Annotated in this window: 16 protein-coding genes; 9 read left to right on the plus strand and 7 right to left on the minus strand. The window is 32.1% G+C overall.

Features of this window, described 5'->3' with window-relative positions:
* Positions 1–165 precede the first annotated feature (165 nt).
* From ACQY6M_RS01860 to rlmB, 5 genes are all read left to right on the plus strand, one after another.
* Positions 166–3,390, plus strand: coding sequence for a SusC/RagA family TonB-linked outer membrane protein (locus ACQY6M_RS01860; RefSeq protein WP_428742976.1), 3,225 nt, complete (start codon positions 166–168; stop codon positions 3,388–3,390).
* An 11-nt stretch (positions 3,391–3,401) separates the two neighbouring features.
* Entirely contained in the window at positions 3,402–4,826 is a 1,425-nt protein-coding gene (locus tag ACQY6M_RS01865) for a SusD/RagB family nutrient-binding outer membrane lipoprotein (protein WP_428742977.1), read from the plus strand.
* Positions 4,827–4,952: 126 nt separating this feature from the next.
* On the plus strand, positions 4,953–8,096 hold the full coding sequence (locus ACQY6M_RS01870) for a SusC/RagA family TonB-linked outer membrane protein (protein ID WP_428742978.1): 3,144 nt from the start codon (positions 4,953–4,955) through the stop codon (positions 8,094–8,096).
* A gap of 27 nt (positions 8,097–8,123) precedes the next feature.
* Positions 8,124–9,740: a RagB/SusD family nutrient uptake outer membrane protein gene (locus tag ACQY6M_RS01875; RefSeq protein ID WP_428742979.1), complete on the plus strand. Its 1,617-nt coding sequence runs from the start codon at positions 8,124–8,126 to the stop codon at positions 9,738–9,740.
* Between the two features lie 86 nt (positions 9,741–9,826).
* Complete coding sequence (rlmB, locus tag ACQY6M_RS01880; protein ID WP_428742980.1) at positions 9,827–10,564, plus strand: 23S rRNA (guanosine(2251)-2'-O)-methyltransferase RlmB; 738 nt, start codon at positions 9,827–9,829, stop codon at positions 10,562–10,564.
* A gap of 36 nt (positions 10,565–10,600) precedes the next feature.
* Here the strand turns inward: rlmB and ACQY6M_RS01885 are convergent, their stop codons facing one another.
* The gene (locus ACQY6M_RS01885; protein ID WP_428744901.1) at positions 10,601–11,365 is read right to left on the minus strand and encodes a rhomboid family intramembrane serine protease; all 765 of its coding nucleotides are present in this window, start codon (positions 11,363–11,365) and stop codon (positions 10,601–10,603) included.
* Positions 11,366–11,387: 22 nt separating this feature from the next.
* On the opposite strand from ACQY6M_RS01885, the gene ACQY6M_RS01890 reads away from it, so the two are divergent.
* Positions 11,388–12,659, plus strand: a complete 1,272-nt coding sequence (locus ACQY6M_RS01890; protein ID WP_428742982.1) for a replication-associated recombination protein A — start codon at positions 11,388–11,390, stop codon at positions 12,657–12,659.
* 38 nt (positions 12,660–12,697) lie between these two features.
* Here ACQY6M_RS01890 and ACQY6M_RS01895 read toward each other — a convergent pair whose 3' ends face one another.
* Positions 12,698–13,438 (minus strand): hypothetical protein, encoded by a 741-nt coding sequence (locus ACQY6M_RS01895; RefSeq protein WP_428742983.1) that lies wholly within the window; start codon positions 13,436–13,438, stop codon positions 12,698–12,700.
* A gap of 3 nt (positions 13,439–13,441) precedes the next feature.
* Positions 13,442–14,704, minus strand: coding sequence for a DUF5723 family protein (locus tag ACQY6M_RS01900; RefSeq protein WP_428743003.1), 1,263 nt, complete (start codon positions 14,702–14,704; stop codon positions 13,442–13,444).
* Here ACQY6M_RS01900 and ACQY6M_RS01905 point away from each other — a divergent pair.
* A complete protein-coding gene (locus ACQY6M_RS01905; protein ID WP_428743004.1) occupies positions 14,703–14,846 on the plus strand; it encodes a hypothetical protein in 144 nt (47 codons plus the stop codon). The genes ACQY6M_RS01900 and ACQY6M_RS01905 overlap by 2 nt on opposite strands.
* Here ACQY6M_RS01905 and ACQY6M_RS01910 read toward each other — a convergent pair.
* From ACQY6M_RS01910 to radC, 4 genes are read right to left on the minus strand one after another with little or no spacing between them, the layout of a single operon-like run.
* Positions 14,817–15,365: a hypothetical protein gene (locus tag ACQY6M_RS01910; protein WP_428742984.1), complete on the minus strand. Its 549-nt coding sequence runs from the start codon at positions 15,363–15,365 to the stop codon at positions 14,817–14,819. The genes ACQY6M_RS01905 and ACQY6M_RS01910 overlap by 30 nt on opposite strands.
* A gap of 24 nt (positions 15,366–15,389) precedes the next feature.
* Entirely contained in the window at positions 15,390–16,070 is a 681-nt protein-coding gene (locus tag ACQY6M_RS01915) for a YjjG family noncanonical pyrimidine nucleotidase (protein ID WP_428742985.1), read from the minus strand.
* 3 nt (positions 16,071–16,073) lie between these two features.
* Positions 16,074–17,387, minus strand: coding sequence for a polysaccharide deacetylase family protein (locus ACQY6M_RS01920; protein WP_428744902.1), 1,314 nt, complete (start codon positions 17,385–17,387; stop codon positions 16,074–16,076).
* Positions 17,388–17,420: 33 nt separating this feature from the next.
* The gene (gene radC / locus ACQY6M_RS01925; protein ID WP_428742987.1) at positions 17,421–18,107 is read right to left on the minus strand and encodes a RadC family protein; all 687 of its coding nucleotides are present in this window, start codon (positions 18,105–18,107) and stop codon (positions 17,421–17,423) included.
* 93 nt (positions 18,108–18,200) lie between these two features.
* Here radC and trkA point away from each other — a divergent pair, with 93 nt between their 5' ends.
* Both trkA and ACQY6M_RS01935 read left to right on the plus strand, forming a co-directional pair.
* Positions 18,201–19,547 (plus strand): Trk system potassium transporter TrkA, encoded by a 1,347-nt coding sequence (gene trkA / locus ACQY6M_RS01930; RefSeq protein WP_428742988.1) that lies wholly within the window; start codon positions 18,201–18,203, stop codon positions 19,545–19,547.
* On the plus strand, positions 19,547–21,046 hold the full coding sequence (locus ACQY6M_RS01935) for a TrkH family potassium uptake protein (RefSeq protein WP_428742989.1): 1,500 nt from the start codon (positions 19,547–19,549) through the stop codon (positions 21,044–21,046). Before trkA ends, ACQY6M_RS01935 begins: the two co-directional genes overlap by 1 nt.
* Positions 21,047–21,100: the final 54 nt, after the last annotated feature.

Consider the following 21,100-nt stretch of genomic DNA (forward strand, 5'->3'; position numbering starts at 1 on the left):
CATACACAACACCACCATTATTTAATCAATAAAAATTAAAAACACTACAAAAAAACCCATAAAACAGCAATACACTTACATTATTTTCAGAATTATTTAACAAATACCTTGTTTTTTTAAGTTTAATTTATGATTTTTGGCACAATTAATTCAAATAATTACATAATGAAAACAAAGTTTAATGGAATTTTAACGCTGCTTCTAGCGTTGGTTGTGCAGATTTCCTTTGCACAAGACAGAACGATTTCAGGAACAGTTTCTGATGAATCAGGACCATTACCTGGGGTTAATGTGTTAAAAAAAGGAACAACTTCAGGTGTAGAAACTGATTTTGATGGAAAATTCTCAATCCAAGCTAAAGATGGAGATATTCTAGTTTTTAGTTTTGTTGGAATGAAGACTATTGAAAGAACAGTTGGAACATCAAGTACTATGACTATTGCTATGGCTAGTGACAACGTATTAGACGAAGTAGTTGTTACTGCATTAGGTATCAAGAGAGAGAAAAAATCTTTAGGTTATGCTGTACAGGAAGTTAAAGGTGACGATATCAACAAAGCAAAAGAGCAAAGTTTTATTAGCTCGCTTTCTGGTAGAGTAGCAGGTTTAGATGTTAAGAAGAGTAACAGTATTGGTGGATCTGTAAACGTAGTTCTAAGAGGTTCTAGTTCACTTACTGGAAGCAATCAAGCTTTATTCGTTGTAGATGGTATTCCTATTAGTAACAATAACTTTAACACATCTACTCAAACATCAGGTAGTGGAGGTTATGATTTTGGTAACGCTGCTTCTGATATTAACCCTGAAGACATTGAAAGTATTTCTGTTTTAAAAGGTTCTACAGCTTCTGCATTATACGGATCACAAGCTGCTAATGGTGTTATCTTAATTACCACCAAAAAAGGTACTAAAAAGAAAGGTTTAGGTATTACTATTAACAACAGTACTTCTATCAGTAAAATAGACAAAACAACTTTTCCTACCTACCAAAACAAATATGGAGCAGGATATGGACCATACTATGGTTCAACTGGAGACTTTTTTGACTATGATGTAAATGGTGATGGTACTGATGATTTTTTAATTCCTGTTGGAGAAGACGCAAGTTTTGGTGGAGCTTTTGACCCTAACACAATGGTTTATCAATGGGATGCTTTATACCCTTCTTTAGATACTTATTTACAACCAAGCCCATGGGTTGCTCCTAAAAACGGACCTTCTAGTATCTTCCAAACTGGTGTTACTAATGTGTTAAACATCTCATTAGAAGGAGGTAACGAGAATGGTTCTTTTAGATTTGGTTATACTAATGATGATAGAAGCGGTATCCTACCAAATAGTAAAATTAAAAAAGATGTTGTAACATTAGGTGGTTCTAGCAACTTAAGTGATAAGTTAAAAATATCTGCTAAAGGTACATATTCAAGAATTTCTGGAAAAGGTAGATATGGTACGGGTTATGATAGTGGAAACGTTACACAAATGCTACGTCAATGGTGGCAAACGAATGTTGACTTAAAAGACCAAAAAGACGCATATTTTGCAACTCGTCAAAATATTACTTGGAACCCTAACTCTCCTACAAACACAGCTCCACATTACTGGGACAACCCATACTGGACTTTATATGAGAATTACGAAACAGATTTAAGAAATAGATTTTTAGGTAACGCTAATTTAGTTTACGACTTAACAGACTGGGTTTCAGTAACTGGTAGAGTTGGAGTAGATTCTTACAACGATCTTGTTGAAGAAAGAAAAAACATAGGAAGTATAGACCAGTCATACTACATCAAAAGAAATCGTCAATATGAACAATTTAACTATGATTTATTACTTAATTTCAACAAGCAATTAAGTAGTGATATCTCTTTTACTGGGTTATTAGGAGCAAGTTTACAAACAAAACATTATAACAGCACCAATGCATCTACTAACGGAGGATTAGTTGTTGCTGGGTTATACGCTTTAAGTAACTCTGTAAGTGCATTAAGCCCTCCTGCAGAGACTGATTGGACACAAAGAAAGGTAGGTTACTATGCTCAAGCTTCTTTTGGTTTTAGAGACATGCTATTTTTAGAAGGTACATTTAGACGAGATGTATCGTCAACTTTACCTGCTGGAAACAACGCATATAACTACCCTTCAGGATCTGCGAGTTTCTTATTTAGCAAAGTTCTTAATGCTGATTGGTTAAATTTTGGTAAAGTACGTGCAAGTTACGCAGAAGTAACTAACGATGCAGCATCTTACTCTGTAGTTAATACTGCTAACGCAAACGATCCTTTTGGTTCTACACCAGTATATTCTGTTGGAGACACATCAAACAACCCAGATTTGGCTCCTGAAACTACAAAAGAATTCGAAGTAGGTTTAGAGACTAAGTTTTTTGGAAACAGATTAGGTTTTGAAGCTTCATGGTACAAGAAGAATACAGTTGATCAAATTTTACCTGTTCAGGTTTCGCCAGCTACTGGTTACAACTTTAAATTTGTAAATGCAGGAGAAATGGAAAATAAGGGTATTGAATTAGCTTTGAATGGAACACCTGTTAAAACTCAAGATTTTGAATGGAATATCAATGTAAACTGGGCTAAAAACGAAAACACCGTTGTGTCTTTATTTGAAGACGGTGAAAACATGTTAATTTATAGTGCTTGGTCTACAGCTATTAATGCTAGAAAAGGGCAACCTTATGGTACAATTACTGGTACTGATTATGTTTATACTAATGGTCAAAAAACTGTTGGTTCAGATGGAAAATATTTAAGAACAGCATCTACTACAGAAATCATTGGAAACATTCAACCTGATTGGATTGGTGGAGTTTATAATGGATTCAAATACAAAAATTTTAATTTCGGATTCTTAATTGACGTTCAACAAGGTGGTAGTGTAGTTAACTACGATGCTGCATTTGGTAATGCTACCGGTTTATATGCTGAAACTGCTGCTTTAAATGATTTAGGTAACCCTATTAGAAATACTGTAGCTAATGGTGGAGGTATTTTATTAGATGGTGTTAAAGCTGACGGTACTCCTAACGATATTAGAGCTGAGGCAAACACATATGAAACACCATTTGGATACTATGGAGGTTCTACTGATACAGGTGGTTATGCTCCAGATGCTCAATTTGTTTATGACGCTTCTTATGTTAAGCTTAGAGAAGTTTCTTTAGGATATGAATTCCCTAAATCTTTGACAGATAAACTATCTATAAACTCTTTATCTATGGGTATTTCTGCTAGAAACCTTTGGATTATTCACAAGAACTTACCTTATGGAGATCCTGAATATAGTGCAAGTTCAGGTAATAGAAGAGGTATTCAAAACGGTACTTTACCATCAACAAAAGATGTTAGTTTAAACATTTCTGTTAAATTTTAAATTAAAGAATAATGAAAAAAATAATTTTAGCAATAACAACTCTCTTATTTATTACTTCGTGTAGTGATAATTTAGAGAGATACAATGTAGATCCTAAGAACCCTGTACAGGTGGATCCTTCCTTCATGCTTTCTTATGCTCAATACAACTTATCTAAGCAAATAGATGATGGAAGTTACAATGCAAATGTGAGTCGATTCTGGGCTAACTACGCTACTCAAACAACTTATATTCAAGAGTCAAATTATGATGCAGCAAACAGAGATATAGGTGGTACTATTTGGGATAATATCTATACAGAAAATTTATTAGAATTAAGCAAAGCAAAAGCAACTATAACTGCTCAAGAAGTTACACCAGCTGAGTTACCTGAAAAGAACAATAAATTAGCTGTAATTACCATTTTAGAAACTTATGCTTATCAGTATTTAGTAGATAACTTTGGAGATGTTCCTTTTACTGAAGCTTTAGACATCAATAATGTTACACCAAAGTATGATGATGATCAGTATATCTATACAACTATCACAAGCAATTTAGAAAATGCTATCAGTATGATTACTACTGGTGCTTCTTCTTTTGGTTCAGCAGATTTAATTTATGGTGGAGACATGACTAAATGGTCTAAGTTCGCTAATTCATTACTTTTAAAAATAGGAACTAGATTATCTGATGTAAACTCTTCAGAAGCTTCTCGCATAATTAATGCAGCCGTATCAGGAGGTGTTTTCACTAGTAATGCAGACAACCCTAAATTTGTTTACACAGGTGTACAACCATATATTAACCCAGTATATGACTACTTTGTAGTACAATCTAGAAATACAGATTTTGTTGCTACTGAGAATTTCATCGCTTTATTACAAGGAAAATCTGACCCTAGAATTAATGTTTACTACGACGACAATATTGCTGGAGGTATGGTAGGTGGTGTATACGGAGCTGCAGGTAATGCATATGATTTACTTACACACTTTAACCCTGATTGGACAGATAATTCTACACGACCAACTACTTTGATGGAATATTCAACTGTTAATTTCGAATTAGCTGAAGCTGTTGAAAGAGGATTTATATCTGGAACAGCATCTGATTACTACAATGCAGGAGTAACAGCTTCTTTTGATGAATTAGGTCTTAGTAGTGATGCTGCTGCGTATTTAACCAACAACCCTTACGATGCTGGTAACTGGGAACAATCTATTGGTATACAAAAGTATATCTCTTTATTCCACAACGCTCATGAGGCATGGACAGAAGCTAGAAGAACTGGAGTTCCTCAATTGGCAACCGCTGCTGCTAGTGGAGTAGCTAATCCTAAAAGAATGATTTACCCTGTAGAAGAAGTGTTAATAAACACTGAAAACTACAATGCTGCTTCAGCTAACATGGGAGGAAATACAACTACATCTGCAATTTTCTGGGATGTAGACTAAACACCTTATTACAAGTCTTTTAAGGCGTTTCGGGGAATTCCCTGAAACGCTTTTTTTGTTAAAAAATTGTTTCTTTAAGATTTATTTATGATTTTAGCGATTAATTTAATTCAAATAATTACAATAATGAGAACAAAGTTTAATGGGGTTTTAACACTACTCCTAGTGTTTATTGTGCAAATGGCCTTTGCGCAAGACAGGACAATTTCAGGTAATGTTTCAGATGAATCTGGTCCTCTACCTGGAGTGACTATTTTGAAAAAAGGTACTACTAAAGGTACTGAAACTGATTTTGATGGAAACTACTCTATTCAAGCTAAAACTGGTGACGTTTTAGTTTTTAGTTTTGTTGGAATGAAAACTACTGAAAGAATGATTGGAGCATCAAACCAAATCAATGTAGTTTTAGAAAGCGACAATTTACTAGAAGAAGTAATTGTTGTAGCTTATGGTACTACTACTAAAGAAGCCTTTACTGGATCAGCACAAGTAGTTTCAGTTGATGATATAGCATCTAGACCTGCTACATCTCCTGTAGCAGCTATTGAAGGTAAAGTTACTGGGGTTCAATTCACATCTGCAAATGGAGCACCAGGTTCATCTCCTGGTATACTTATTAGAGGTGCTGGTACTCTTAATGGTTCTACTGATCCTTTATATATTGTGGATGGTGTACAATTTGACGGAGCATTATCTCTTTTAAATCAAGATGATATAGAATCTATGACTATTCTTAAAGATGCATCTTCTGCAGCTTTATATGGTCCTAGAGCGGCTAATGGTGTTGTAATTATTACTACTAAATCAGGTAAGCAAGGAAAACTTAAAGTAGGTATAAACTCACAAATGGGTGTTATTTCAAATGCAATACCTAACTATAGTACAGTTAACGCTGGTCAATATTATGAGTTAATGTGGGAATCGTATAAAAATACACTTAGTGGACCTGATGTAGAAGGGCAAGCTTCTGCAGGTATCTATAGTCAATTAGGTTATAATCCTTTTAATGTATCTAATGATCAAATTGTTGGTACTGATGGTAAATTAAATCCTAATGCTAAATTTATGTACCAAAGTGCAAATTGGAGAGATGCTATGCAGAAAACTGGAGTTAGAACAAATCACTCTATCAATGTTTCTGGAGGTGGTGAAAATCATCATCTTTTCTTCTCAACTTCGTACTTAGATGAAGAAGGATATGTAATACAAACTAACTTTAACCGTGTTACTACAAGATTGAATGCAGATTTTCAATTAGCTGACTGGGTTAAAATAGGTGCTAATGTTAACTTAGCTACTACAAAAACTGGTGGAGCCTTAAGCGGTGGTACTTCAAGCATTGTAAACCCTTTTAACTGGACTAGAGACTTAGCTCCTATATATCCTGTATATGTAGAGGATCAAAATGGTAACTTTGTACTTGATGCAAATGGTAATAAACAATATGACCGCGGGGTTGGTAATCCAGCTTACAATCAATTAGCTAGACCATATAACCCAGATCGCCATGGTATCCAAGAATTAGTACTAAATAAAGATATTGCTAGACAAAATAACTATGGCTTTAAAAACTTTGTAGATTTTAAATTATTAGAAGGTTTAAACTTTAAAGTTGACTACTCTTTACAATTTCAAGACTATATCTCTAAAAACTATGAAAACCATATAATTGGTGATGGAGCTCCAGGTGGTCGTTTTCAAGAAACTAGATACCGTAGAAATATTGAGAATATAAATCAAATTTTATCATACAATAAAACTTTAGATGACGTTCATAACTTGGAATTAACTCTTGGTCATGAAAGTATGAAACGTAACTATTCTGAGTTATATGGTATAGCTAACACTCAAACCGCAACAGGTATTTATGAATTTGCTAATTTTTCTTCAGGTGATAATGTAGATGGTTCTAGTACCGATTATAGATTAGAAGGTTATTTTTCTAGATTGAACTATAATTTTGATAACAAATACTTCTTAAGTGGTTCATTTAGACGTGATGCAACTTCTGTATTTAGTAAAAAAGCTCGTACAGGTTATTTCTATTCTGTAGGTGGTGGATGGATTCTTAGTAAAGAAAACTTTATGAAAGATGTATCTTTTGTTAACAATTTAAAGTTAAGAGCATCTTATGGTGAAGTTGGTAATGATAACTTATTAAATGATGATCTTACAAGAAATTATTATATTTCTCAAGCATTATACACTATTCACTCTAATGCAGGTACACCAGGTATTGTTTGGACAAGTACTGGTAATGAATTTTTAGAATGGGAAAACCAAGCATCATGGGATGCAGCTTTAGATTTTACTTTATTCAATTACACAATTGATGGATCTATTGAATATTTTAATAAAGAAACTAATGGACTTTTATTTAACTTGCCTATTCCTTTATCAGAAGGATTAAATCAAGCCCCTCAAAATATTGGAGACATGGTTAACAAAGGATGGGAAGTTTCATTAAATGCTCATTTATTTAAAAATAATAATTTTAAATGGGATTTAGGTTTACAAGCTACACATATTAAAAATGAAATAACATCTCTACCAAGTCCATCTGTACAAGGTACAAAACGTTGGGCTGAGGGTCGTTCTAGATACGATTATTATTTATACCACTATGCAGGTGTAGATCCAAATAACGGAGATGCTCTTTACTATATGTACGAGCCAGACGCTACAACTGGTGAGCAAGTCCCTGTATTAAACCCTGATGGTACTCATGCTACAACAAACAATTATCAAGATGCTCAAAGAGCCTATACTGGTGATAGTAGTATACCAGACGTTTACGGATCAGTATCTAACTCGTTTAAATACAAAAACTTAAGTCTAGATTTCCTTTTAACTTTTGGGATTGGTGGAAAAGTTTTAGATAGAGGTTATGCACAATTAATGCATGAAGGTATTTATGGCCAAAATTTACACGTTGATGCATTAAATGCATGGAGAAACCCAGGAGATATTACAGATGTACCAAGATTAGAAAATGGTAATAATAACTTATCTGTAGCAAACTCTACACGATTTTTAACAGATGCTTCATATTTATCTATTAAGAATGTTAATTTATCGTATTCTTTAAAAAACCAACTTTCTGATAAACTAGGAGTAAACGACTTACGTTTATTTATGTCTGCTGAAAACTTATTCTTATTTACTAAGAGAGAAGGTCTTAACCCTCAGTACTCTTTATCTGGTGTACAAGACGGTAACGATTATTCTCCTGCGAGAGTATTATCTTTTGGTGTTAATCTTACTTTCTAATAATTATTTAAAATTAAAAAATTTATCATGTTACGAAAAATAAACATAATAATAGCAACTGTTTCTTTGTTAGCAATAACTAGTTGCTCCGAAGATTTTCTCGAAACAAAGCCAACCGATGCTATTTCAGCATCAGACGCTTATTCTAGCCCTGAAAATATGAATTTAGTATTGAATGGCTTACATAGAAACATGTATGGTAATGGTGATATATTACCTGGTGGTAGCTTTCAAAGAACAGGAGAAAGTCATTTCATTCCTTCTTTTGATGCTATAGGTGGTAATATTATTCATTCATCACCAGGAAACGGGTGGATGACAGCTGATTTAAAATGGTTAATGCATACTGTTGCTACCTCTACAACTGTTACTCAACAATGGTATCAACGTTATAATTTTATTGCAGTTAGTAATAACCTTATAAACGCTGTTAATAAAAACTTTAATTCTGCTGACCCTAAGATTGCTAAAATACTTGGACAGGCATATGCTTATAGAGCGTGGGCTTATTGGAGGTTAGTTACTACTTATGCAAAAGGTTACTTAGTAGGAAATCCAAGTACAGATTTAGGTGTGCCAATAATTTTACAAACTGGTGCTCCTTATACTAGTGCTCCAAGATCAACAGTAAGTGAAGTATATGCTCAAATCGAAAGTGATATAAATAATGCTATTCTTTATTTAGGTAATGGAGACACCAGTATTAATAAATCTGAAATCTCAGTTAATGCCGCTCAAGGTATCAAAGCTAGAATAGCATTAAGTAAAGGAGATTGGAATGCTGCTGCAACTGCTGCTGCTGCTGCTAGACAAGGTTATCCATTACTTACTGAAGGAGACTGGTTATCAGGATTTAACAGTGTTGGTTTAAGTGAAGTTATATGGGGAGGAGCCATGATTGATGCAGAAACTAACTTTTTCGCTTCTTATTTCTATTATGTTTCTCCTACTTTTAATGGAAGCCAAAATAGAACCAATCCTAAATTAATAAGCAAAGAATTATACGATGCTATTCCAACAACAGATTTTCGTAATAAAGCTTGGTTACCTACAGCTCCTAACACATATTCTTCTGCCTCTAACGGTTTAGGTGGAGATTGGGAAGCAGATCCAAACTACGCTACTGAAGAAGAGTGGCTAGCTGCTAAAGCTGCTATTATTCAAAAATATGGTATGACTAGTGGTCACAATACACATCCATATATGAACGTTAAGTTTTTACAAAAAAACCCAGGAACTATTGATGTAGATGATGTAATCTATATGCGTTCATCAGAAATGTATTTAATAGAAGCTGAAGCAAAAGCAATGATGAATGATATAGCTGGAGCTCAAAGCGTTTTACAAGAGTTTGGTGGTGCAAGAGACACTGCTTATGATTCAAGTGTTTTCAATACTCAAACAGCTTTAATGGATCACATCAAGTGGCAAAGAGGAGTTGAATTATGGGGTGAAGGTTTTTCTTACCACGATCATATTAGATGGGATGAAGGACTTGATCAAACTAATTCTGGAGCTTCTTTAGTTTTATACAGAGATGGATTTACACAAGCAAAACCATCTACAAACGATGCATGGATTTGGAAGATTCCACAAGCTGAGATCGATGCTAACCCAAATATTTCAGAGGCTGATCAAAATTAAATAAAAATTTAATTGATAAAGTAAACTATTAAACCACCTCTCAAGAGGTGGTTTTTTTATACCATAAAATGAACTACATTTGCAGCATGGAACAGAACACAAACATTTTTGGTATTAGAGCCATTATTGAAGCCATAGAAAGTGGAGCTTCAATTAACAAAGTATATCTTCAAAAAGGCTTACGAGGAGACTTATTTTTTCAGTTAGACAAACTGTTGAAAAAAAACAAAATATCAACCAGTGTAGTTCCTACTGAAAAACTAGATCGTTTATCTAAACATAACAATCATCAAGGAGCTGTGGCTAAAATTTCTCCTATTGAATTTCATGATTTAGATAGTTTGATAGAAGACGTTTTAGATTCTGATAGTACTCCCCTATTCCTATTATTAGATCAAGTTTCTGATGTGAGAAACTTTGGAGCTATCATCAGAACTGCTGAATGTACAGGTGTAAACGGAATTATCATTCAAAAAAGTGGTAGTGCTCCTGTAAATGCTGAAACTATTAAAACTTCAGCTGGTGCTGCCTTTAAGGTATCTATTTGTAAGGTCGATCACATAAAAGATGCTATCTTTCAACTAAAAGCTGCCGATATTAAATTAGTAGCTGCTACTGAAAAAACTGAAGATTCTGTTTTTGACGTCAACTTTAATCAACCTATAGCTATTGTTATGGGTTCAGAACATAAAGGTGTTAGTACCTCAGTTTTAAAACTAGTTGATTATAAAGCAAAACTACCTTTATTAGGTGAAATTGAATCTTTAAATGTGTCTGTTGCTTGTGGCGCTTTTTTATATGAATCCGTAAGACAACGTTTATAAAAAATATAATCCTGCTTAATGCAGGATTTTTTATTTTCAATCTTGTTCTTTTTCTTTATAAATATACTTGTAGTTAATTTCTTTTAGTTCAATTTCTTCTTCAACTACAGGTGGTACATAATTTCCTTCTTCATCAAACATTGTATCAAATTCAGTTTTAGAAAACTCAAACTTTTCTTTTACAATTCCTCTTTTTCTGTATAGCAGCGCAAAAACAAATCCAGTTATTAATCCTGACAAGTGTCCTTCCCAAGACATCCCATCTTTAATTGGTAATACATACCAAACCATACTTCCATATAAAAAAATGGTAATAAAAGAAACCGCTACTAACCGATAGTTCTTTCTTATAATACCACTAAAAAGAACAAAACTAAAAAGTAGATACACTATTCCACTGGCTCCTATATGATATGATTCACGAGCTATTAACCAAGTTAATAATCCGGTTATGATTCCTCCATAAATCAAAACTTTTACTGCTATCTCTTTATAAAAGTAAAAAAGACACGCTGAGAGCACAAATAAAGGAACAGAATTATTAAAAAGATGATTTGTATCACTATGAATAAAAGGAGAGCAAAAAACCCCTTTTAAACCACTAAAATTTCTTGGATACACTCCAAATTTGTTAAAATTCCATCCAAATTTAATCTCTAACCAATACACAAACCAAATTGTAAAAACAAACAAAAGAGGAATTGTAAAAACGGTTGGGGTAAATTTTAGTTGTTGCTCTGTTTTCATAAATATGAAAATAACAAAAATAAATCCAAAATAGCATTTCTGAAGTTCTGTCATAAATCTTTGTTATTTTTACAAAATGAATCAACCTTTGGCAGAAAGAATACGTCCACAAAGTTTAAGCGATTATATTAGTCAACAACATTTGGTGGGTGAAAATGGTATTTTAACCAATCATATTAAACAAGGAATTATTCCTTCGTTAATTTTATGGGGACCTCCCGGAATTGGAAAAACCACTTTGGCAAATATTATCGCCAACGAATCTGGTCGTCCATTTTATACCTTAAGTGCTATTAGCTCTGGAGTAAAAGATGTTCGTGAAGTTATTGAAAAAGCCAAAAAAAGTGGTGGACTGTTTACTCAAAAAAATCCCATTTTATTTATTGATGAGATTCACCGTTTTAGCAAATCACAACAAGATTCTTTATTAGGTGCTGTTGAAAAAGGTTGGGTAACTTTAGTAGGTGCAACTACAGAAAACCCAAGCTTTGAAGTAATTCCTGCCCTACTCTCTCGCTGCCAAGTGTATATTTTAAATTCTTTTGATAAAGAGGATTTAATTGCGCTTTTACACAGAGCTATGGAAAAGGATGAATTCATCTCTAAGAAAAAAATCAACTTAAAAGAAACGGATGCTTTGCTTCAGGTTTCAGGTGGAGATGCTAGAAAACTCCTCAATATTTTTGAATTATTAGTCGCTGCTGATGAAAAAATAGATATTACCAATAAACTGGTTTTAGAGAAAATTCAAAAAAATACCGTTCGATACGATAAAACAGGAGAACAACATTACGATATTGTTTCTGCATTTATCAAATCGATCAGAGGAAGTGATCCTAATGCTGCTGTATATTGGTTAGCTCGTATGATTGAAGGTGGTGAAGATGTAAAATTCATTGCTCGGAGAATGTTAATTGCCGCTTCAGAAGATATTGGTAATGCAAATCCAACAGCCTTAATTTTAGCTAATAATACTTTTCAAGCAGTTTCTGTAATTGGTTACCCTGAATCTAGAATTATTTTGAGTCAATGTGCTGTGTATTTAGCAAACTCTGCTAAAAGTAATGCTTCCTATATGGCAATTGGAGAAGCTCAGAATTTGGTGAAAACTACTGGAGATTTATCTGTTCCTTTACATTTAAGAAATGCTCCTACTAAATTGATGAAAGATTTAGATTATGGAAAAGACTATCAATATTCTCATAATTACGCTGGTAATTTTGTAAATCAAGAGTTTATGCCCGATGAAATAAAAAACACAAAGTTGTATGAACCTGGTAATAATGCCCGTGAAAATCAGTTTAGAGAATTACTAAAACAACGTTGGAAAGACAAATACAATTATTAAAAAAGAGAGCTTTAAAGCTCTCTTTTTTAATTTCTAATTTAAAATTTTATTTGGTACTCTTTAATCATCTTTATATCATTATCATAATATTCAGCAAACCAAGAATTACCATTTTTGTATAAGATTCCGTTTTTATCTTTAATAACAAAGATATCTTTAACATTAGTTTTTAATACCTGAAAAACAACTTCTGGCTTCATATTTACCAATTGGAATCCATTCGCCGTAGATTGTGCATATAATGCTTCTACAATATTTTTATCATTTTTAACCTCTACGGACTTGTTTTCAACAACTTTTACAGCTGTAATTACATCCGAAGTACTCTCTGTTTTAACTACTTCTTCTTGAAGCGGAACATATTTATACTTTAACGCTTCTATCGACTTAAAAGCATTACGAATTGCTTCTTGATATGCCTTTTTATATTCTTTTTCTTTACTTTTTCCTTCTTGTGAGGTAAACACAACTTTATTATAACAATCTCTTAATTCAATAATACTTTTTGTGGTAAACATTGAAGAATTATCTTTTACTGTTCCTGTTAATGTTAAACACCTATTATTTGCGACTTCTTTAGGTAATTGTTCGTCATCTAAAAATGCAGTGAATCCATACTTATTAAACAAAAACTTGGTTAAAGAACTCGTTTGATATTTGTCTTTTCCTTTTACAAACTCAAACTTGCTAGGTACTATTATGTATTTATAATTATTAATCGATTTTTGAGCAAAACTCGCCGTACTTATAAATAATGCTATAAAAAGTATTTTTTTCATTTTTTATTTAAAAATTAAATTAATTCCCATTTGAAAAGAAGCTGAATTACTATCAGCAATATCTGTTAATTCAAAAATATTATCTATTAAACCATAAAGTTGAAATTTACCTATTTTTGTTGACAAGCCAAAACCAAAATTTTTATAAGAAAAATCATCGATTGTGTAAGTTAATTTTGTGTTTATTTTTTTTGATAGTCTCTTTTCATAAAAACCTGTTAAAGCTATTTTAGGTCCAGTTGGTCTAAAAACAGAAAACAATTGAGCTCCTACAGCATTGTTATAAAAATCTCTATAAGTCATATCGCTACAGTTTTTTTCATTTCTGCTCCTGCCCCAACTATACTTATATGAAGCATTGAATTTTATAGGTCTCATTACAGAATACGACTCTTTATTTTCTCCTGAAGGAACTCTACTTTCAAGATCATTTTTTAGATCCTCCCAATAATTAGAATTGGCACTATCATACTGAAATTCTATTCCAGAGAAGGTATAACTTCCTCTAGCTCTTATATTCTTTATGTCTTCTGAATAATTTACAAAACCAATATCTAATAAACTTGCTGTAAGTCTTGTTTGCTTATCTAATTGGTAAACTATTCCTATATCAAAACCTAAACCTAAATTCTTAAAAAAAGCTTTACTAATTATATCTTTTGAAGTTACCTCTCTATCAAAAGAGACACCTGAGCTATACCCATTAAAATTAAGATTGCTCAAATAATGAGTATAAATATTATCGCTTCCTAACTCAGTATAAAAACTTCCTGTATTGTTAGTAGACATTATATTAGCTATACCCGAATAAATCTTTAATCTTGTTCCTACTGTGAGTTTAGAATTAAGTTTTCTCGATATTCCTGCATGTAAAACACTTATTCCTTCTGCTTTAACATTTACTTGAGATAATAAAAAAGTTTTATTCAAATTTGTCCCGTTACCATCATTTACTAACTCTATGATATCTTTTGGGTAATTTGAAAAGACATCTATTTCTGTATAAAAACCTACACTTAAATAATCTTTATTATTCAGTTTATAACTTCCACTTAAAATTTCAATTTGATTATTAAAACTTACATAATCATCTGAAGTTATCCTACTAATAGCATTCCTTACCTTTATATTAAAATCTACATTATCATTTCTAAACAAATCAGCAAAAGTTACTTCTGATGTTCCTATGTTTGAATGTATTCCAGACAAAAAAGGAATTCCTATATGCCCCTTATAAGTTGGCTGTACGCCTGGGTTAAGCAACATTGTTTGTGGAACTTCATCAAAATCATATAGCAATTGTTTGTTTTGTGCTTTTACTGTAAGTAAACAACACTTAAGTATTATAATAGCAATTAAAAAACTACGCATCTATATCTTATATTTTAAAAGTAAAAGTACCTGCTGATTTAAATATAAACTCATTTGAATCATTCATATCTAAAGGTGTTCCTGAAGCTACAGATAACTGTAAGGATACTCTAATTTTTCGCGTATCTAAAAATTGTGGTGTATTCTCTATTACTATAGTTTCTTTATGTAAAAGATTAGAAGTGTTCGCTTTTATAAGAATTGGATTTATTGAATAGGTAATGTTATCCGTTTCATCCAAAAATTGAATACTAAAATAGATGTCTCTACTAAATGGGTTGGTTACTTCAAAATCAAAAATTACTTCTTTCAATTTATCTTGGATAAATTGCTCTTCCATTATTGAAATATTTGATTCATCAATAATCGGTTTAATATTTTCGCTACCTGTAACAGAATCAAAAAAACTTAATACAGGCATTTTAAAATACACAAGTGAAGCTATGTACTTGGGTGTTAAATCATAAGTATCAACCTGGTCTATGTCAATATTTTTCACACATGATAATGAAAAACTTACCAGTAACAATAAGTAATAGTATTTTTTAAATTTCATTTCCCCCTCTTAAAAACAGTAAACCTATAAATACTGCTTTAATTGAGCAAGAGAATTAACATTTGATATTCCATTCCCCTTTTTATTATCTTGACTAAAATAAATAGCAAACATACCAACCTTTATAGCACCTATTACATCAGCTTCATAACTATCTCCTATCATAACCGACTCTTCTGCATTAGCGCCAGCTTTACCTAAAGCATATTCAAAAATTTTAGGGTTTGGTTTCTTTACTCCTATGCATTCAGAAGTGATTACTTGCCTGAAATATTTATTTATTCCAGACTTTTCTAATTTGAGATTCTGTACCTCTTTAAAACCATTTGTGATAATATGTAAATGATATTTCTCTCCTAAATATTCTAGAATTTCAATGGTATCAGATAAAAGATAATTAAAATTAGGTAAATAACGAATGTAAGCTTCTGATATTAGGTTAATCAAATCATCTGAGGCACTATAATTTAAGTTAGTAAACGTTTCCTTTAATCTATGATACCTTAACGCAACCTTTTCTATTCTATCTTCTCTATACAGTTCCCAATATTTAAAGTTTATTGGTCTATATACACCTAAAAAATCATCAATAGAAAGTGAAACATTTTGTTCTCTAAAAATTTGCTCAAAGGTTAATTTTGAGTTTTTATCAAAATCCCATAGTGTATGATCTAAATCAAAAAATACATGCTTAATTTTCTCCATAACTTAATTTCTTTGTTTTCCTACTATCTTAAGCATTGACCCATATAATCTCTTCCAACCTCTCCAACGTAAATAATTACTTAAACTTTCATTATGAAACACAGTAATAAATACTCCATTCACAGCTTTTACTTCATTCTTTAAATCTCTAATTCTTCCTAAGGATTGCTTGGGTGTTAACTTTAAATAATCATTTAATGTTGTATCCATTAGGGCAAAAGGAAAAACTTTTAACGGAGTTTGAATTTCAAAATCTAAATCATAAAAATAAAATGGTGTACAAGTACTCGCCCTAAAACCTACATGACTAGAATATCCCATAGAATAATCTTCTTCTATTTCTAAGTCTATTAATTGTTGATACGTTTCTGGGAACGAAATTCGCAAAAAATGCTGGCGAGAACGCTTAATAGGCATATTAGTAATGGACTCTAAACGTTCTTTTTCTTTTTTTAATAGCGCTATATCTGTCATTGTATAGTATGACGGATGTAACCCTACACGAGCATAATCAACCATATCTTTTATTAACAATTTAAATTTGGTTTTAGATGCCGAAACGTTTGTGTCGTATGTCGTATAATCCCCTATTAAAAAGAAGAAAATAGTTTTAATATTATGAGTTTTTTTTAAGTGCAATAACTCTTGAAAGGTATCGAAAGGATCTTTTTTAAAATTTAATAAAACAGCCAACCTACCCCATATAGTAAAAATCTTAAAATGCAAAGCATCTTTTAAAAACCCTCCTAGTGTACGTATAAAACTTTTGTATTTGTATGCATAAGCATTATCCACATCAATAGTTGAGATGTACTGATAGCTTCTGGTTTCATGTTCAAAATCTGGAAACTTTTGTTTTAAGACTTCTAAAAACTTATATGCCCAAATATCAACCAATGGCTTTTCTAAAAAACCATTTTGATACGCAATACTTTCAGTCGCAGAAAATCTTCCATGTATATCTTTTATATGAGGCAAATATTCTTCATACCTAGTAATTAAAAAGAAACTCGCAGCAAAAATATCAAACGGAATTTCAGAAGCTTCTATTGAGTCAAAAAAACAAGGTACTCCCTCCCATTCTTGTATCAGAATTTCTACATCTTTTACTCCTTGTTGAAATAGCAACTCATTACTTTGAACAAAAAACTCCTTACCTAAAGGTACATTGGTATACGAAAACTTAGGACCATTATAAGCTACAAACTCTTCTATCTTACTAGTAAAATCAATTTTTATCTGTAAAATACGAGTAAAAATATGTTTGAAAATATAACGTACTCTTGGAGTAACTTTATGGGTGTAAATAAGTATCATAGTCATTAAATATCAGTCGTAAAATATAAACGACTATAAAATTCCTTCGTCTGCAAAGCTAAAATACGCTTTTTCGGTAATTATTAAATGATCTAACAACTTAATATCTAATGTTAGTCCTGCTTTTTTTATTTTATTGGTGAGCTCAATATCAGATTGACTTGGTGATAATTTTCCTGAAGGATGATTGTGACAAACAATGATACCTACAGCAGAGAGCTCTAAACTTCTCTTATACAATAAACGCACATCAACCAATGTGGCTGTAAACCCTCCTTTACTTAACTGATGTTTTGCTAGTACTTTGTTAGAATTGTTAAGATATAATACCCAAAACTCTTCATGTTGCAAATCGCCAATTAACGGTTGCATTATGTTTGCTACATCTTTAGAACTGTTAATTTTAGGAGTACTCGCTTTATCTTCAAACTGTCTTCTTTTACCAAACTCTAAAGCAGTTACTATTGATATAGCTTTAGCTTCTCCTATCCCCTTAAACTTCATAAGTTCTTCTACTGATAGTTTGGCTAATGCATTTAAGTCATTATTTACTGATAATAATATTCTTTTAGATAAGTCTACAGCACTTTCTTCCCTGTTTCCTGAACCTATTAAGATAGCTATGAGTTCAGCATCAGACAATAAGGTTTTTCCTTTAAACATCAATTTTTCTCTAGGTCTGTCATCTAATGCCCACGATTTAATTGAGATTTTTTTCATTGCAACTTTTATTGATTTATAAATATAATTCATTTTTTGCACAACCAAAAGTAGCTCAGTATCTTTGCCTACTATTTCTTTTTAATTTTAAATATGAAGATTATCATAGCCGGGGCTGGAGACGTGGGTTTTCATTTGGCTAAACTCCTTTCTTACGAAGCACAAGACACGTATGTGATAGATTTTGATGGTGAAAAGCTAGACTATTTGAACAACCATTTGGATGTTATTACTAAAAAAGGAGATGCTACTTCTATAAAACTTTTAAAAGAAATAGGTATTAGTTCTGCTGACTTATTACTTGCTGTAACAGAAAGCCCTAATACAAACTTCACAATATCAGTAATTGGAAAAGCTTTAGGGGTAAAAAAGACAATTGCTCGTATTAGTAATCCAGAATTTTTAAACAATCCTTGTATTGATTTTAAAGAATACGGAGTTGATTTTATGATTTCTCCAGAAGAATTAGCTGCTGAAGAAATTAAATCATTACTCAACCAATCTTCTTTTAACGATACCGTTTCTTTTGAAAATGGTGTTTTTAATATCATGGGGACGACACTTGGGTACAAATCACCTATTATTGATCTTACCGTAAAAGAAGTAAAAGAAAAATATAGTTTGGTAGATTTTATTACCATTGCTATAAAACGAGAAGGAACTTCTCAAACCATAATTCCACGAGGTGATACTGAATACAAAATTAATGATCAAGTATATTTTTCTGTTCCTAAGTATAGTATAGATAAACTATATCCTATCATTGGAAAAGAACACATAGATATTACTAATGTAATGATTTTGGGTGGAAGTCGTGTTGGACGAAAAACTGCCAGAAAACTTTGTAAAGACAACTTTAAAGTAAAACTTATTGAAAAAGATAAAGACAAAGCTTTACAACTTGCCGAAGATCTTCGTAACACCTTAGTTATTTATGGAGATGGTAGAGATTTAGAGTTATTAGAAGAAGAAAGCATTAGAGAAATGGATGCTTTTGTAGCTGTAACCGGTGACTCCGAAACTAATATCATGTCTTGCTTAGTAGCTAAATCAAAAGGCGTTAAAAAAACTGTGGCTTTGGTTGAGAACATGGACTACATTAATATTTCTCAAACCATAGGAATAGATACTTTAATCAATAAAAAATTAATTGCTGCAAGTAATATTTTCCGCCATATTCGTAAAGGAGAAATTGTCGCTCTAGCTAATTTACACAATGTAGATGCCGAAGTTTTTGAATTTGAGGTTCAACCCAATGCAAAAGTTACCAAAAAGGTGATTAGAGAGTTACGTTTCCCTAGAGAAGCTATCATTGGTGGGGTTATTAGAGATGGAAACGCACTAATGTCTTTTGGAAATTTTCAACTACAAAGCGGTGACAAAGCTATTGTGTTTTGCTTACCAGAAGCAATAACAACAGTAGAAGATTTATTCAACTAATGGAAAATCTCAACCTTAAATTAGTTTACCGGTTTTTAGGAATAACCGCAGTATTAAATGGTTTATTCATGCTACTTGCATTACCTATAAGTATATATCATGAAGAATCTGCAAAATTTGGTATTGTAAACGCTGGAATTATTACTATTACTATTGGGACCTTACTTTACTTCTTTAATACCCCTAACAATAACAATATTCATAAAAAAGAAGGATATCTTATTGTTACCTTAGGATGGCTAACCTTATCATTTACAGGAATGCTACCTTATTTACTTTCAGGCAATATCCCTAGTGTTACTGATGCTTTTTTTGAAACTATTTCTGGGTATTCTACTACTGGGTCTTCTATTTTGACAGATATAGAATCAATGCCAAAAGGAATATTGTTTTGGCGCAGTTGTACCCATTGGATTGGTGGAATGGGAATTATCGTGCTTACCATTGCTATCTTACCTTTGTTAGGAATTGGAGGAATGCAGCTCTTTATGGCAGAAGCTCCAGGTCCTTCTGCAGATAAACTACATCCTAGAATTACAGATACTGCTAAACGTTTATGGTTAATTTATGTATTGTTAACCGCTGTTGAATTCCTTTTATTAAAAATAGCAGGAATGACTTGGTTTGATGCAATTAATCATGCTATGGCAACAGTAAGCACCGGTGGTTTTTCTACAAAAAATGCAAGTATAGCTCATTGGAATAACGCTCCTCTTATTCAATATATTATTATATTTTTCATGTTTATTGCTGGTACAAACTTTGTACTAACTTATTTTGCTCTTAAAGGGAAAGTAAGAAAAGTAATACAAAGTGAAGAATTTAAGTACTACTTCATTGGAATCGTAGGTATATCAGCTATCGTTGCTCTTATGATTATTTTTTTCCAAGATCCAGCTTTACAAACATCAATACAACACCCTAAAGTTTGGGGCGAAGCAGAAAGCGCTATTAGACACTCACTCTTTTCAGTAATCTCTGTAGTTACTACTACAGGTTTTGTTAGTGCTGATTTTACGATGTGGAGCTTTTTTGTGACTGCTATATTTTTCTCTTTATTTTTCTTAGGTGGTTCTGCAGGTTCTACCTCAGGAGGTGTAAAAGTTGTTCGTCACATTATTATGCTTAAAAACAGTTTTTTAGAATTTAAAAAATCATTACACCCAAATGCTATTATACCTGTACGCTATGATGGTAAAGCCGTAAGTCAAAATATCGTTTTTAACATTCTTTCTTTCTTTGTACTATATATGTTAATCTTTATTCTGGGTACGGTAGTATTAGCTCTTTTTGGTTTAGACTTACCTTCAGCTTTAGGAGCTTGTGCTTCTTCATTAGGAAACATTGGCCCTGCAATTGGTAGTGTAAGTCCTGTTGACAATTTTAATCACTTATCAATTGGAGCCAAATGGTTCTGTTCTTTTTTAATGTTAATTGGCCGTTTAGAATTGTTTACTGTTTTAATTCTATTGACTCCTTTTTTCTGGAGAAAAAATTAATATAGCACCCCAAAAACACATCCTTTCTTATACTTAAAATTGAGGCACTCAAAC

Origin of the sequence: Tenacibaculum sp., from assembly GCF_050290165.1 — a bacterium.
GTDB lineage: Bacteria > Bacteroidota > Bacteroidia > Flavobacteriales > Flavobacteriaceae > Polaribacter.